The organism is Streptomyces endophytica, from assembly GCF_026153355.1.
Taxonomy (GTDB): Bacteria; Actinomycetota; Actinomycetes; order Streptomycetales; family Streptomycetaceae; genus Streptomyces; species Streptomyces endophytica.
Genome location: NZ_CP110636.1, coordinates 4,121,108 through 4,136,266, shown reverse-complemented (window position 1 = coordinate 4,136,266; position 15,159 = coordinate 4,121,108). Strand labels below are relative to the sequence as shown.

Annotated in this window: 10 protein-coding genes and 1 pseudogene; 4 read left to right on the top strand and 7 right to left on the bottom strand. The window is 73.0% G+C overall.

Annotated features, from left to right (window positions below; genetic code table 11):
• Positions 1 to 36: 36 nt before the first annotated feature.
• From uvrC to OJ254_RS18370, 3 genes are all read right to left on the bottom strand, one after another.
• Complete coding sequence (gene uvrC, locus OJ254_RS18380) at positions 37 to 2,103, bottom strand: excinuclease ABC subunit UvrC (RefSeq protein WP_265363200.1); 2,067 nt, start codon at positions 2,101 to 2,103, stop codon at positions 37 to 39.
• Positions 2,104 to 2,205: 102 nt separating this feature from the next.
• Positions 2,206 to 3,084: a hypothetical protein gene (locus OJ254_RS18375; RefSeq protein ID WP_265363199.1), complete on the bottom strand. Its 879-nt coding sequence runs from the start codon at positions 3,082 to 3,084 to the stop codon at positions 2,206 to 2,208.
• Positions 3,085 to 3,087: 3 nt separating this feature from the next.
• Positions 3,088 to 3,735 (bottom strand): papain-like cysteine protease family protein, encoded by a 648-nt coding sequence (locus OJ254_RS18370; RefSeq protein ID WP_265363198.1) that lies wholly within the window; start codon positions 3,733 to 3,735, stop codon positions 3,088 to 3,090.
• Between the two features lie 237 nt (positions 3,736 to 3,972).
• Here OJ254_RS18370 and OJ254_RS18365 point away from each other — a divergent pair, with 237 nt between their 5' ends.
• Positions 3,973 to 4,911: a hypothetical protein gene (locus OJ254_RS18365; RefSeq protein ID WP_265363197.1), complete on the top strand. Its 939-nt coding sequence runs from the start codon at positions 3,973 to 3,975 to the stop codon at positions 4,909 to 4,911.
• A 156-nt stretch (positions 4,912 to 5,067) separates the two neighbouring features.
• Here the strand turns inward: OJ254_RS18365 and OJ254_RS18360 are convergent, their stop codons facing one another.
• Complete coding sequence (locus tag OJ254_RS18360; RefSeq protein WP_265363196.1) at positions 5,068 to 5,502, bottom strand: Rieske (2Fe-2S) protein; 435 nt, start codon at positions 5,500 to 5,502, stop codon at positions 5,068 to 5,070.
• Between the two features lie 278 nt (positions 5,503 to 5,780).
• Entirely contained in the window at positions 5,781 to 6,695 is a 915-nt protein-coding gene (locus OJ254_RS18355) for an alcohol dehydrogenase catalytic domain-containing protein (protein WP_265363195.1), read from the bottom strand.
• Positions 6,696 to 6,980: 285 nt separating this feature from the next.
• On the opposite strand from OJ254_RS18355, the pseudogene OJ254_RS18350 reads away from it, so the two are divergent.
• Positions 6,981 to 8,128, top strand: a pseudogene (locus tag OJ254_RS18350) (LacI family DNA-binding transcriptional regulator).
• Positions 8,125 to 9,180 carry a carbohydrate kinase family protein gene (locus tag OJ254_RS18345; RefSeq protein ID WP_265363194.1) on the top strand — a complete coding sequence of 352 codons (1,056 nt, stop codon included), beginning with the start codon at positions 8,125 to 8,127 and terminating at the stop codon, positions 9,178 to 9,180. The pseudogene OJ254_RS18350 and the gene OJ254_RS18345 overlap by 4 nt, the downstream one beginning before the upstream one ends.
• A gap of 78 nt (positions 9,181 to 9,258) precedes the next feature.
• On the opposite strand, the gene uvrA is transcribed toward OJ254_RS18345, so the two are convergent.
• Complete coding sequence (gene uvrA / locus OJ254_RS18340; RefSeq protein WP_265363193.1) at positions 9,259 to 12,303, bottom strand: excinuclease ABC subunit UvrA; 3,045 nt, start codon at positions 12,301 to 12,303, stop codon at positions 9,259 to 9,261.
• Between the two features lie 284 nt (positions 12,304 to 12,587).
• On the bottom strand, positions 12,588 to 13,361 hold the full coding sequence (locus OJ254_RS18335) for a TetR/AcrR family transcriptional regulator (RefSeq protein WP_265363192.1): 774 nt from the start codon (positions 13,359 to 13,361) through the stop codon (positions 12,588 to 12,590).
• A 71-nt stretch (positions 13,362 to 13,432) separates the two neighbouring features.
• Between OJ254_RS18335 and OJ254_RS18330 the strand changes: the two genes are divergently transcribed.
• A complete protein-coding gene (locus tag OJ254_RS18330) occupies positions 13,433 to 15,028 on the top strand; it encodes an FAD-dependent monooxygenase (protein ID WP_265363191.1) in 1,596 nt (531 codons plus the stop codon).
• The last annotated feature ends 131 nt before the right edge of the window (positions 15,029 to 15,159 follow it).

The window sequence follows — 15,159 nt, the reverse complement described above, 5'->3', positions numbered from 1 at the left end:
CGTCTCTCTCGGTTTCCTGCGTCTCGTGCTCTGTGCTCATGGTTCCTGCCCCCGTTCTGCCGACAACGCGGCCGGTGGGGCCCCGTCATCCTCAATGATCTCTCCTGTGGCGGTGTTCACCGCGGGAGCGGTCGGTGCCGCTCCGGCCAGTGCGGCGGCGACCGTTTCTGCGGTCTTGCGGCCGACCCCCGGGACGGCGCAGATCTCGTCGATCGTCGCGGCCCGCAGCTTCTTCAGCGAGCCGAAGTGCTTGAGCAGTGCCTGGCGGCGGGTGTCGCCGAGGCCGGGCACGGCGTCGAGGGGCGAGGCCTTCAGCCGCTTGGTGCGCTTGCTGCGCTGGTAGGTGATCGCGAAGCGGTGTGCCTCGTCGCGGACGCGCTGGAGGAGGTAGAGGCCCTCGCTGCTGCGGGGCAGGACGACCGGGTCGTCCTCGCCGGGCAGCCAGACCTCCTCCAGGCGCTTGGCCAGGCCGCAGACGGCGACGTCGTCGATGCCGAGCTCGTCCATGGCCCGGCGGGCGGCCGCGACCTGGGGGGCGCCGCCGTCGACGACGACGAGCTGGGGAGGGTAGGCGAACCGCTTGGGGCGGCCGTCGTCGTCGAGCGGGCCGTCGGGGGCGGGGGCGGTGTCCTCGGGGTTCTCGGGGTTCTCGGGGTCCTCGCCGTCGGGCTGTCCGGGCTCCTCGGTCCACTCCCCGGACTTCTGCTTCTCCTGGAGGTAGCGCCGGAAGCGGCGGCCGATGACTTCGTGCATGGACCGGACGTCGTCCTGTCCGGCGAATCCCTTGATCTGGAAGCGGCGGTATTCGCTCTTCCGGGCCAGGCCGTCCTCGAAGACCACCATGGAGGCGACCACGTCCTCGCCCTGGAGGTGGGAGATGTCGAAGCACTCGATGCGCAGCGGGACCGAGTCCAGGCCGAGGGCCTCGGCGATCTCCTCCAGGGCGCGGGAGCGGGTGGTCAGGTCGGAGGCGCGCTTGGTCTTGTGCAGGGCGAGGGCCTGCTGGGCGTTGCGGCCGACCGTGGCCATCAGGTCCTTCTTGTCGCCGCGCTGCGGGATGCGCAGGGAGACCTGTGAGCCGCGGCGCTGGGTGAGCCACTGGGCGACCGGTTCGACGGGGTCGGGGAGGGCGGGGACCAGTACTTCCTTGGGTACGGCGTCGCCCTGTTCCTCGCCGTAGAGCTGCTGGAGGGCGTGTTCGACGAGGTCGCCGGTGGTGACCGCCTCGACCTTGTCGGTGACCCAGCCGCGCTGGCCGCGGACCCGGCCGCCGCGGACGTGGAAGATCTGGACGGCGGCTTCGAGTTCGTCCTCGGCGACCGCGATCAGGTCGGCGTCGGTGGCGTCGGCGAGGACGACGGCGCTCTTCTCCATGGCCCGCTTGAGGGCGCCTATGTCGTCGCGGAGCCGGGCGGCGCGTTCGTACTCCATCTCCTCGGCGGCGTCCTGCATGCTGCGCTCCAGGCGGCGGATGTAGGCGCCGGTGCGGCCGGCCATGAAGTCGCAGAATTCCTCGGCGAGTTCGCGGTGGTCGGCTTCGGAGATCCGGCCGACGCAGGGGGCGGAGCACTTGCCGATGTAGCCGAGCAGGCAGGGGCGGCCGATCTGGGCGGAGCGCTTGAAGACGCCGGCGGAGCAGGTGCGGACGGGGAAGACCCGCAGCATGAGGTCGACGGTCTCACGGATGGCCCAGGCGTGGGCGTACGGGCCGAAGTAGCGCACGCCCTTCTTCTTGGCGCCGCGCATGACCTGGGCGCGGGGGAAGTCCTCGTTGAGGGTGACGGCGAGGTACGGATAGCTCTTGTCGTCGCGGTATTTGACGTTGAAGCGGGGGTCGAACTCCTTGATCCAGCTGTATTCGAGCTGGAGGGCCTCGACCTCGGTGGAGACGACGGTCCATTCCACCGAGGCGGCGGTGGTGACCATCGTGCGGGTGCGCGGGTGGAGGCCCGCCAGGTCCTGGAAGTAGTTGGCCAGGCGCTGGCGCAGGCTCTTGGCCTTGCCGACGTAGATGACCCGGCCGTGCTCGTCGCGGAATTTGTAGACCCCCGGCGAGTCGGGGATCTGTCCCGGCTTGGGTCGGTAGCTGCTGGGGTCTGCCATGAACCCCACCCTACTGACCGCCACCGACAATCACGGTGTCCGGACCGCGGCCGGGGTGCCTGCCCGCCGTGGGGGTGGCGGGCAGGCGGCCGGGGGCCCTGGTCAGCGGTGGCGGCGCCGGCGCAGGGCGGTCGCGGTGGACAGGCCCAGGGCGAGCAGTGCGGCGGCGCCGGCCGCGGTGGTGGCGGCGGTCACGGGCAGGCCGCCGTCCGGTACCGCGGAGGCCTGTGCGGGCTGCCGGGCGGCCGGCTCCGCGGCGGGCGCGGCCCGCTCCGCGGTCTCCGGGCCGTAGCCGCCGGCCTCGCCGCGCTTGTCGTACGCGGAGCCGGGGAGCTTGTCGCCGTAGGCCTTCGCCACCCGCTTGCGGTAGGCGGCCACGGTGGTGCCGTGGGCGCCGACGGCCTTCCGGGCGTCCGCGTCCAGGGGCTCGATGCGGTCGCCGCGCTGGAGGTACCAGGCGTCGATCTGCGGCTCGTGGAAGACCGTGCCGGCCGCGTCCCGGGCGGCGCCGGCCGCGGTGTAGCGGGTCTCGTCGTCGCCGCTGGCGATGTTGACGACCTTCCAGGTGCGGCCCTGGCGCACGGTCCACACCGAGGCGGTGCGGCCGTCGGCGGCGACGGCCTTGCTGGCGAGGAACTCCAGGCGGGCGACGGGGGCGTGGGCGGTGCCGCGGACGAAGTCCGGGGAGAGGGCGTAGACGGGGACGGCGGTGCCCTCGATGTGCGGCCGTACGGCGCCGGGCGCCACGGCCGCCGCGCCGGAGTGTTTCGCGGCGGCGGCGAAGAAGCGGGCCAGGGTGTTGAGGGTCGCGGGGTCGGCGGCCGCGTCGTGGGCCGCGGTGAGGCTCGCCCGGGCCGGTGCCTGCGGCGCGGGGACCGGGGCGGCGACCGCGGCGTACGGCGCGAGGCCGATCAGGGCGGTGGCGAGCGCTCCGGTGGCGACGGCGCGGACGACGGTGGGGGCGGCGGTGCGCTGCGTCATGCCTCAGGCTCCTATCCGGTAGAGGGAGTGCGTCCAGGAGAAGGAGCTGCCGTTGACGTAGTTGTCGAAATCGCCCCAGTTGTAACGGTAGTTGGAGGGCCAGGGGTCGCCCCAGTAGATCCAGTTGTTGTCGGTGTCGTAGCCGTAGACGACGTGCATGTGGCCACCGCCGGAGGACCACTGGATCCGGGTCTCGACGGGCCGGTTGGCGTTGATCTCGCTCTGGACGGTGCTGAAGCGGAGCCATCCGGTCACGTAGGAGCCGGAGTTGATGCCCATCCAGTCGAAGGCGTTCTGCACGTTGCCGAGGGTGGCCTGGTTGTTGGGGCAGGTAGTGCCCTGCTGGCGGTTGAACGCGGCGTTGCAGAACTGGTTCTGGCTGTAGTTCCTGCCGTACCAGGAGGCGATGGTGTTGCCGGAGCCGGCCCAGCACCAGTTGGTCTTCTCCTGGGCCTGCATGGAGATGTCGAGTTGGTTGGCGGTCAGGGGGCGCGCGGGGGCGGCCGCGGTGGCTGCCGTGGCGGCGGGGTGCGACGGACGGGCGGGCGGGGTGGCCGCCGCGGCGGTCGCGGTGGAGGAGGCGGTCAGTACGGCGGTGGTGAGCGCCGCGGCCGACAGCCATCTCCGGCGGGACAGGGGTGCACGTGGCATGGCGTTCCTCCCGATGGGGGGTGAGGGGGAGAGGAGCGCATCCGGATGCTTGCGAAGGAGCATCGGGTGTTGTCGCAGGCAGGTCAACACGCTTCAATGCGGGATGACATGGGGGTGTGGACGGACGGGCCCGGATGTGAACGACCGGTGCCCGGCGTACTGCAGTGAACAGGCATGGAGAGCACGCGGCGCGCAATCCGGTTGTGAACGTTCACCCGCGCGCCGGAGGAAGAGGACATGGCACAGAACACTCCCCAGTCGACCGAGCTGGCCCAGCTCCTGCGGACCGGTCCGTTCCATCTCGCCCTGCGCTCCGCGCTCACCGCCCGGGGGCTGGCCCTCACCCGTGTCCAGCACAAGCTCGCCCAGCGCGGCATCACCATCGGGGTGACCAGCCTGAGCTACTGGCAGCAGGGCGCCCGGCGGCCGCAGCGGCCCGAATCGCTGCGGGCGGTCCGCGCGCTGGAGGAGGTCCTGGAGCTGCCCGCGCAGTCCCTGCACCGGCTGCTGGTGCCGCAGGGCGGTGCCCGCCCGGAGGCCGAGCGGCCGGTCGCCCGCACGTACCGCTCGCTGGTGGCGCCCGCCGACGCGCTGCAGCGGCTGTTCGCCGAGCTGGAGGCGCCCGCGGACGGCGGGCTGCACACCGTCGGCCACCACGAACGGGTCCGCATCGGGCCGCAGCGCCAGCTCGTCGAGCGGGAGTCCCACCAGGTGGTCCGGGCCCACCGGGACGGCGTGGACCGCTATGTCGCCATCCACCGCGGCGAGGCGGGCTGCGAGCCCGGCCGGGTGCGGGTGCACGCCGGGGAGAACTGCCGGCTGGGCCGGGTGCGCGGGCACGCCGAGGCCGGTGTGGTGGTCGCCGAGCTGCTCTTCGACACCCGGCTGCGGGCGGGCGACACCCATGTCTTCGGCTACGTCTTCGAGGACGGCAGCGGCGGTCCCAGCAGCGAGTACCTGCGCGGTTTCAGCTTCGCCGGCTGCCAGTACGTGCTGCAGGTGCGGTTCGACGAGGCGGCGCTGCCGGTGCGCTGCCGCCGCTTCGCCCAGGCCTCGGCGGGCGCCCCGCGCAGCGCCCAGCAGGAGCTGACGCTCAGCGGCCGGTACCACGCCGTCCACCTCGTCGAGCAGGGCGTACGGCCCGGAATACTGGGGATCGGGTGGGATTGGGGATAAGGGCAGCATCGGGTGGGACTGGGAGCCAGGGCAGCATCGGGTGGGATGGGGGCTGCCCGGGAGGGCGGGCCCGGCCGCTCAGCCCGCCCGGTCCGGCCCCGCGATCCGCTCGCCCGGTCCGGCCCCGCGATCAGCTCGCCGTGCTCGGGCCCGCGATCAGCTTGCCGTGCTCGGGCCCGCGATCAGCTTGCCGTGCTCGGCCCTGACGGGGACCTCGGGCAGTGGCTCGGACGCCGGGCCCTGGACGACCTTGCCGGTGGTGACGTCGAAGCGGCTGCCGTGGCAGGGGCAGCTGCCCTCCTTCTTCTCGACGTCGGAGAGGATGCAGCCGGCGTGGGTGCACTTGGCGCTGAAGCACTTGTACGTGCCCTTGGCGGGCTGCGAGACGACGAGCCGGTCCTCGCGGTAGAGCTTGGCGCCGCCGACCGGGACGTCGGCGGCGGGCCCCAGCTCCACGGGCTTGTCGGGGATCGCCGAGTCGTCCGTGCTGTCGTCCGTGCCGTCGGGCGTACAGGCCGTCAGCCCGAAGCCGGCGGCCCCGGCGAGCGCGGCGCCCCGCAGCACGGTCCGGCGGGCGGGGGGCTGACTCATGACGGCTCCAGGGATCACACGGTTCAGAGGCGGACGGATCCCGACGATACCGGCACGGCTTCCTCCGCTTCCGGCCGGGCCGGGCGGCCCCGCAGCAGGTCCCGCTCGCTCTCCTCCGGACTGCGGCCCTTGGTCCCGGGCAGCAGCCGCCGTACGGAGAGGAGGGCCGGCAGCGAAGGCCGGCAGCGTCGTCGCGGAAGGCCGGCAGCGTCGTCGCGGCGGAGAAGAGGAGGTTCACGCCCGCGCCCCAGGGGTTGTTCAGGCGCGCGGGCCCGCGCTCAGCCCTTCTGCGGGGCGAGGTGGATCTTGCGGCCGGTGCCGGCCCGGAAGCGGGCGACCGCCTCGCCGAACCCGTCCAGCCCGTAGACATCGCTGACCAGCGGGTCGAGGGCGAGTCCGCCGGCGAGCAGGTCGATGGCCGGCTGGAAGCTGTGGTGCACGGCCATCGAGCCGATGATGTCGATTTCGTGGTGGTAGACGCGGTACGGCGAGAAGGACGCCGACCGGGCCGGGTCGGCGACGCCGAACTGGAGGAACGTACCGCCGCGGCGCACCCGCCCGAGGCCGTCCTCGATGGCGGCGACGACACCGGTCGCGTCCACCACGACCTCGAAGCCGGGCGTCCGGCCGAGCTTGCCGGCGTCGGTCACCGCCGCGTCCACCCCGAAGGACTCGGCGAACGCCAGCCGCTCCTCGTTGAGGTCCACCACGGAGACCGAGGCGGCGCCCGCGGTCCGGACGAGCGCGGCCATCATCAGGCCCATGGTCCCCGCGCCGTAGATCAGGTAGTGCTCGCCGGGGCGGCGCGGCAGCCGGTTGAGGCCGTGCACCGCGCAGGACAGCGGCTCGACGAGGCCCGCCGCGGCCTCCGACAGGCCCTCGGGCAGGACGTAGCAGCAGCGCTCGGGGACGGCGACCAGCTCGGCGAAGCCGCCGGCCCGGGTGACGCCGATCGCGGTGTAGTCCGCACAGAGGTTGCCGCGGCCGATCCGGCAGTAGTGGCAGGCGCCGCACGGCATGTTGGGGTCGACCGCGACCCGCTCGCCGGGGCGGCGGGCGGTGACCGCCTCGCCGACCGCGACGATCTCGCCGGTCAGCTCGTGTCCGGGGACCAACGGGTAGCGCGCGGCCGGGAGTTCACCGCCCAGCAGGTGCATGTCGGTACCGCACAGCCCGCAGGACGTGACGCGCACGACGACCTCGTCGGGCGCGGGCGGGGGTCGGGCAGTTCGGTGACGGCGAAGCCGCCGGGACCGCCCGGGGCGGTGACCAAGAGCGCGCGCATCGGCGCCTCCTCACGACGTCGTGCGAGTGCGATGCCGGGGACCCTACAGAAAATTCCACCGAGACGTAAACGCTTACGCAAGCGTTTACGCCTGGGGGCGATCGTCGTAATGTGGTGGACTCGCGGGGACGAGGCCGTACGGGCGCGGCCGTGGGCGCCGCCCTGGCGCCGCACCCGCGGGAGGAAGAGCCGGATGACGACGATGATGGATGTGGCACGGCGGGCGGGGGTCTCCGTCGCCACGGTCTCGCACGTGCTGAACGCGACCCGGCCGGTGCGCCCGGATACCCGGGCGGCGGTGCTCGGCGCCATCGAGGAGCTCGGCTACACCCCCAACACCCTGGCCCGCTCGCTGGTGACCGCCCGCACCCGGTCGATCGGCCTGGCGGTGTCGGCGATCAGCAACCCGTACTTCACCGAGATCCTCCAGGGCGTCGAGGCCGGTGCGCTCCAGGCCGGCTACAGCCTGCTGATCGCCGATCCGCACGACGACCCGCAGCACGAACGCAAGGTCGTCCAGCTGCTGCACGAACGCCGGTGGACGGCATGATCGTCGCGCCGTCCGCGGAGCCCGCCGAGATGGCCGCCTATCTGGCCCGGCGCGAGGTGCCCACCGTCTTCCTGGACCGGCTGGTCGGCGCGGAACACGACCAGGTGTGCGCGGAGAACACCGGCCCGGTGCGGCAGCTCGTCGAGCACCTCGCCGACGCCGGGCACACCCGGATCGGCCTGGTCGCGGGGCTGCCGGGGCTGAGCACGACCACCGAACGCGTCCAGGGCTACCGCGAGGGGCTGCGCTCGCGCGGCCTCCCCTTCGCGCCCGAACTCCTCGCCGGCGGCAACTCCGAGGCGGAGGGCGCCGAGGACGCCACCCGCCAGCTGCTCGCCGCGCCCGAACCGCCCACCGCGCTGATCACCGCCAACAACGCGATGACCATCGGCGCCCTCCGTGCGCTGCGCGACCTGGGCCTCGACGTCCCCCGCGACATCGCGCTGGCCTGCTTCGACGACTTCTCCTGGGCCGACCTCTTCAGCCCCCGGCTGACCGCGATCGCCCAGCCCAGCAAGGAGATCGGGGCCGCCGCGGTGCGGCTGCTGCTGGAGCGACTGGAGGAGCCCGGCCGGCCGCCGCGCACCCTCCGTCTGCCCTGCACCTTCGTGCACCGCACGTCGTGCGGCTGCCCCGGAACCGGACCGGCGAACGGACCCGCCCCGGCCGCTTCCCCGGCCGGCCGGCCCGCTCCCCCGGCCGCACCGGCCGCTCACCAGGCCGCACCGGCCGCCCGCCCCGCCGTTCCGGCCGCCGCCCAGGCCGCCCAGGAAAGGAACCCCACCCCGTGATCGTCGTCGCCGGCGAGGCGCTCATCGACCTCGTACCCAGCTCCCAAGGCCCTTCCCTGGACGGCCAGTTGCCCGCGCTGCTGCCTCGGCGCGGCGGCGGCCCGTACAACACCGCGGTCGCACTGGGGCGGCTCGGCTCGCCCACCGCGTTCTGCTCCCGGGTCTCGACCGACAGCTTCGGCGAGGCGCTGCTGAACGGGCTGCGCGGCGGCGGGGTGGACACCTCGCTGGTGCAGCGCGGCGCCGAGCCGACCACGCTGGCGGTGGCGGACATCAGCCCGGACGGTTCGGCGGGCTACGGCTTCTACGCCGACGGCACCGCCGACCGGCTCTTCAGCCTGCCGCCGGAGCTGCCCGCCGCGGCCCGCGCGCTCTCGCTGGGCACCTGCTCGCTGGTGCTGGAACCGGGCGCGAGCGCCTACGAGTCCCTGCTGCGGCGGGAGGCCGCGCGCGGCGTCTTCACCGCCCTCGACCCCAATGTCCGTCCGGGCCTGATCCCCGATCCGGAGGCCTACCGCGCCCGCTTCCGCTCCTGGCTACCGCATGTCGCCCTGCTGAAGCTGTCGGAGGAGGACGCACTGTGGCTGGCGGACGGGACGCCGCGGCGGACGGCGGGCCGGACTCCGGTACGGGCGGGGTGCGGCGGGTGCCTCTACGGCGGGGATCCGGGTGCCGGCGGGGGTCCGGGTGCCGGCGAGGGCGGCGGCCGGTCGGCGGTCCTCGCGGCGGCCCGGGAGTGGCTGGCCGCGGGGCCCGCGGCGATCGTGCTCACCCATGGCGGCGCGGGGCTGACAGTGCTGACGCGGGACGGCCGCGAACTGACCGTCCCCGGTGAGCGCGTCACCGTCGTCGACACCATCGGAGCGGGCGACACCGTCAACGCGGCGCTGCTGCACCGCCTCGACGCCCATGACGCGCTCTCGTACGCGGCGCTCGCCGCCCTCGGCGACAAGGACTGGGAGGACATCCTCCGCTTCGCCGCCCGCGCGGCCGCCATCACCTGCTCCCGAGCGGGCGCGGAACCGCCGTACGCCACGGAACTGGCGGCGTAGCCGTCGCGACCGGCGGCCAGCCGTCGCAGCCCGCGCCGGTCGGCCGGGACCCTCAGGTCCCGGCCGGCCGGTGGTGCGTCAGGACGCGGACCGGCGGGTGCGCGCCGCGGTCTTCTTGGCGGCGGTCTTCTTGGCGGCGGTCTTCTTCGCCGTCGTCGTGGCCGCGGTCTTCTTCGCCGCGGCCTTCTTGGCGGCCGGCTTCCTGGCGGCGGGGGTCTTCGCCGCGCCGGGGCCGGACGAGCGGCCGCCGTTGCCGGCCGCGACCGTCACGGCGTCGCTGACCCGGTCGCCGAGGATCTCCCGCAGGAACTTGCCGGTGTGGCTGGCCGGGACCGAGGCGATCTCCTCGGGCGTGCCCTCGGCGATGACCAGGCCGCCGCCGTTGCCGCCCTCGGGGCCCATGTCGACGACCCAGTCCGCCGTCTTGATCACATCGAGGTTGTGCTCGATGACGATCACGGTGTTGCCCTTGTCGACCAGCCCGGACAGCACGTTGATCAGCTTGCTGATGTCGTCGAAGTGCAGACCGGTGGTCGGCTCGTCGAGGACGTAGACCGTGCTGCCCGTCGAGCGCTTCTGCAGCTCGCTGGCCAGCTTGACGCGCTGCGCCTCACCGCCCGAGAGCGTCGGCGCGGACTGCCCGAGGCGGACGTATCCGAGGCCGACCTCGTGGAGCGTCTTGAGGTGCCGGGCGATGGTGGGGACCGCCTCGAAGAAGCTCAGCGCCTCCTCGATGGGCATGTCCAGCACCTCGGCGATGGACTTGCCCTTGTAGTGGACCTCCAGCGTCTCGCGGTTGTAGCGCGCACCGTGGCAGACCTCGCACGGCACGTACACGTCCGGCAGGAAGTTCATCTCGATCTTGATCGTGCCGTCGCCGGAGCAGTTCTCGCAGCGGCCGCCCTTGACGTTGAACGAGAAGCGTCCCGGCAGATAGCCCCGGACCTTGGCCTCCATCGTCTCCGCGAAGAGCTTGCGGACGTGGTCGAAGACACCGGTGTAGGTGGCCGGGTTGGAGCGCGGGGTGCGGCCGATCGGGGACTGGTCGACATGGACGACCTTGTCGACCAGGTCGTCACCGGCGACCCGGGTGTGCCGGCCCGGTACCGACTTGGCGCCGTTCAGCTCGCGCGCGAGGTGGGTGTAAAGGATGTCGTTGACCAGCGTCGACTTGCCGGAGCCGGAGACGCCGGTGACGGCGGTGAACACCCCGAGCGGGAAGGAGACGTCGATGTCGCGGAGGTTGTTCTCCTTCGCGCCGTGGACGGTCAGCCGGCGGGCGGGGTCGGCGGGCCGGCGGATGTCCGGGGTCGCGATGGCCTTCTTGCCGGACAGGTACTGACCGGTGATCGACTCCTTGTTGGTCAGCAGCTGCTTCATGGGGCCGCTGTGCACGACCCGGCCGCCGTGCTCGCCGGCGCCGGGGCCGATGTCCACGACCCAGTCCGCGACCTTGATGGTGTCCTCGTCGTGCTCCACCACGATCAGGGTGTTGCCCATGTCGCGCAGCCGCACCAGGGTTTCGATCAGCCGGTGGTTGTCGCGCTGGTGCAGGCCGATGGAGGGTTCGTCGAGGACGTAGAGCACGCCGACCAGGCCGGAGCCGATCTGGGTGGCGAGCCGGATGCGCTGGGCCTCACCGCCGGAGAGGGTGCCGGCCGCGCGGTTCAGCGAGAGGTAGTCCAGGCCGACGTCGACCAGGAACTTCAGCCGTTCGTTGACCTCCTTGAGCACCCGCTCGGCGATCTTCTTCTCACGGGCGTTGAGCGTCATCCCCCGCAGGAAGTCGGCGCAGTCGCTGATCGACATGGCCGCGACCTCGGCGATCGACTTCTCCTGGACCGTGACGGCGAGCACGATCGGCTTCAGCCGGGTGCCCTCACAGGTCGGGCAGGGCACCTCGCGCATATAGCCCTCGAAGCGCTCGCGGCTGCTGTCGCTCTCCGCCTCGGAGTGCCGGCGCTTGACGAACGGCACCGCGCCCTCGAAGGGGGTGGTGTAGGCCCGCTGGCGGCCGTAGCGGTTGCGGTAGCGGACCTCGATCTGGGTCTTGTGGCCGTACAGCAGCGCCTTCTTGGCGCGGGCCGGCAGCCCGGCCCAGGGGATGTCCGTACGGAATCCGAGGGCGTCGGCGAGCGCGCCGACCAGGCGGCCGAAGTACTCCTTGGTGTGTCCGCCGGACCAGGGGTGGAGGGCGCCCTCGTCGAGGGAGCGGTCCTCGTCGGGGACGATCAGGTCGGGGTCGACCTCCATGCGCGTCCCGATGCCGGTGCACTCGGGGCAGGCACCGAAGGGCGAGTTGAAGGAGAAGGAGCGGGGTTCGAGCTCCTCGAAGGAGAGGTCGTCGTAGGCGCAGTACAGATGCTCGGAGTACATCCGCTCGCGCTGGGGGTCCTCCGGGTCGAGGTCGACGAAGTCGAGGATGACCATGCCGCCGGAGAGGCCGAGGGCGGTCTCGACGGAGTCGGTCAGCCGGCGCTTGGCGCTCTCCTTGACCGTGAGGCGGTCGACGACCACCTCGATGGTGTGCTTCTCCTGCTTCTTGAGCTTCGGGGGCTCGGCGAGCTGGATGGTCTCGCCGTCGACCCGGGCGCGGCTGTAGCCCTTGGTCTGCAGGTCGGCGAAGAGGTCGACGAACTCGCCCTTGCGCTCGCGCACCAGGGGGGAGAGCACCTGGAAGCGGCTGCCCTCGGGCAGCTCCAGCACCTTGTCGACGATGGCCTGCGGCGACTGCCGGGCGATCGGCCGGCCGCACTCGGGGCAGTGCGGCTTGCCGATGCGGGCGAAGAGGAGGCGGAGGTAGTCGTAGACCTCGGTGATCGTGCCGACCGTCGAGCGCGGGTTGCGCGAGGTCGACTTCTGGTCGATCGACACCGCGGGCGAGAGGCCCTCGATGAAGTCCACGTCGGGCTTGTCCATCTGCCCGAGGAACTGCCGGGCGTACGAGGACAGCGACTCGACGTATCGCCGCTGCCCCTCGGCGAAGATCGTGTCGAAGGCGAGCGAGGACTTGCCCGAACCGGAGAGGCCCGTGAAGACGATGAGGGAGTCGCGGGGGAGGTCGAGCGAGACGTTGCGGAGGTTGTGCTCGCGAGCGCCACGGACGATGAGACGGTCGGCCACGCCGGTCGGCACCTTTCTTGGAGAGGGGCGGGAGCCGCGGGCTCTGCGTCCGCCGCTCGGTGAGCGAGCAGAGGCGGCGGAACGGAGCGGGGCCCACGCCCCAGGGTATGGGGCCCGCAGCGGCACTGTCTTTGGGATGCCACACACGAGCCTATAGCACGCGCATTCGATTTACGGGGCTCGCAAGCCCTCTTCACCCAAACGTGTGGCGGCCGCACATCCTTCCCGGTCCGCCGCACGCCCGTACGCTGCGGAAACGCCCGCGGCACGGACCGTCCGGCCCGTCAAGCCGGCAGCGCCCGTTCCAGCGCCTCGAATGTGCGCCGCAGCACTTCCGCCTGCCCGGCGGCCACCTCGTCGACCGGCTCACCCGCGAGCTGGCGGCCCACGGCCTCGGCGTACGCGGCACGGATCCCGGCGACGATCAGCGCCGCTGCCAGCCGGGCGGGGTGGTCCGGCCGCCCGGCGGCGCCGCCCGCGGCCTCGGCGAGCAGTCCGGCGAGGCCGGCCTCCAGCTCCTCGACCGCCTCGCGGGCCCGGGCCCGCAGCGCCGGGGAGTCCAGCACCGTACGCCAGAAGTGCTCGAACCCCTCCCCCACCCCGCACAGCGGATGCCGCTCGGCCAGCAGGTCGAGGACGAGCCGGCGCAGCGCGGCCAGCGGCGTCTCGTCCGGGCCGCGCTCCCGTACGGCGCGGCCGATCAGCTCCTGTCCCTCGGGGATGCGGTCGAGGAAGAGGTCCTCCTTGCGCGGGAAGTAGTTGAAGACGGTCATCGTGGAGACCTCGGCGGCGCGGGCCACCTCGGCGACGGTGACGTTGTCGAAGCCGCGCTCGATGAAGAGCAGGGTGGCTTCGCCGGAGATCCGCTGGCGGGTGCGGAGCTTCTTGCGCTCGCGCAGCGTCAGCCGCCCGTCCTCCGCCTCGAAGCCGGTCTCCGCCTGCCGGCCGCGGACCGCTCGGCCCCGCCCGCCGGCCGCGCCGGCCCGCCCGCCTTCTCCCGCCGCACCCCTCGCGCCCTCACCGGTCCGCGCGTCCGCACGCCGCTGCACATCCACCATGCCCGGAATCCTAGGCGTCCCCACCGACAATTTTTAGTCGCAAAAAGTTTTTAGTGGCTACACTTCGGCTCATGACCTATGACGCAGACGTAGTCGTGGCAGGGGGCGGCCCGGTGGGGCTGATGCTCGCCTGCGAACTGGCACTGGCCGATGTCCCGGTCGTCGTCCTGGAGCGGCTGACCGAGGTGGACACGACGATCAAGGCGGGGGCGATCAACACCCCCAGCGCGGAGGCCTTCTACCGGCGCGGGCTGCTCCCGGAGCTGGCCGAGGTGCAGCGCACCGTCCTCGGGAGGTTCAGCTCGTTCCTGAGCCAGCGGCAGGCCGCCGGTGCCTCCGTGGTGCAGCAACCGCCCAAGTTCGCCGGGCACTTCGCGGGCATCATGCTGCGCGGCGACCTGCTGGACGAAGCCGATCCGGACTTCGACGCCGCCGGCCCGGCCGGCGACGTCGGTCTGGTCCCCCAGGAGCCCCTGGAACGGCTGCTCGCCGCGCGCGCCGCCGAACTGGGCGTCGAGGTGCGCCGCGGGGTGACGCTGACCGGCTTCGACGCCGGGGAGGACGGGGTGCGGGTGCACACCTCACAGGGCACGCTGCACACCGGCTGGCTGGTGGGGTGCGACGGCGGCCGCAGCACGGTCCGCCGGCTCGCCGGATTCCCGTTCCCCGGTACCGCCCCGGGGATCACCGGCCGCCAGGCCCTCGTGGAGATGACCGGCACCGAGGCACTGGGGACCGGCTGGAACTGGACGGAGCGCGGGACGTACGCGCACGGTCCGGTGCCCGGGCGGATCCTCACCGTCGAATTCGACGGGCCGCCCGCGGACCGTGAAGCTCCGGTCACCGCACAGGAGTTGGAGGCGTCGCTGCGTCGCGTCTCCGGGGTGGACGAGGTCCGGGTCCACAAGGTGATCTCGGCGACCCGGTTCACGGACAACGCCCGCCAGGTGCCCGACTACCGGGCGGGGCGGGTGCTGCTCGCCGGTGACGCGGCGCACGTCCACTCGCCGTTCGGCGGGCAGGGGCTGAACCTGGGCATCGGCGACGCGATGAACCTCGGCTGGAAGCTGGCCGCGACGGTGCGTGGCCGGGCGCCCGAGGGGCTGCTCGACACCTACACGGCCGAGCGGCACCCGATAGGCGCCTGGGTGCTGGACTGGACCCGTGCCCAGGTGGCGCTGATGCGGCCCGAGTCGCATGCGGGGGCGCTGCGCCGGATCGTCGCCGAACTGACGGGCACGGTCGCCGCCACCACCTTCTTCGCCAAGAAGATCTCCGGCGTCTGGCAGCGCTACGACCTGCCCGGCGACCATCCGCTGACCGGCCGCAGCGCACCCGACCTGGAGCTCTCCGACGGCAGCCGGCTCGGGGACCATCTACGGGACGGGCAGGCGCTGTTGCTCGACCTCGCCGATGACGCGGAGCTGCGCAAGTGCGCCGCCGGTTATGGCGGCCGGGTGCGGCTGCTGACCACCGGCTGCCCGCGGCAACCCGAGCTGGCCGGCCTCCTGGTGCGCCCGGACGGCTGCACCGCCTGGGCCGCGGACGTCCCCGCCCCGGCACCTACGGCCGATGCGGGCGGCACGGTGGGCGCGCCGAACGGGCTGGACGGGTTGGCGGCCGCGCTCCGGCAGTGGTTCGGCTCGCCCGCCGACCTGACGGGCTGACTCCGCCGGCCCCGGGAGGGGCGGCGCCCAGTGGCCCGTCCGGCCGCCGCGCGCCGCCCGTCCCGCCCCGCGTACGCCCCGATCGGTGCCCGCCGCCTCCCGAACTCGCCCGGTCGGCGCTAGCTTCGGAA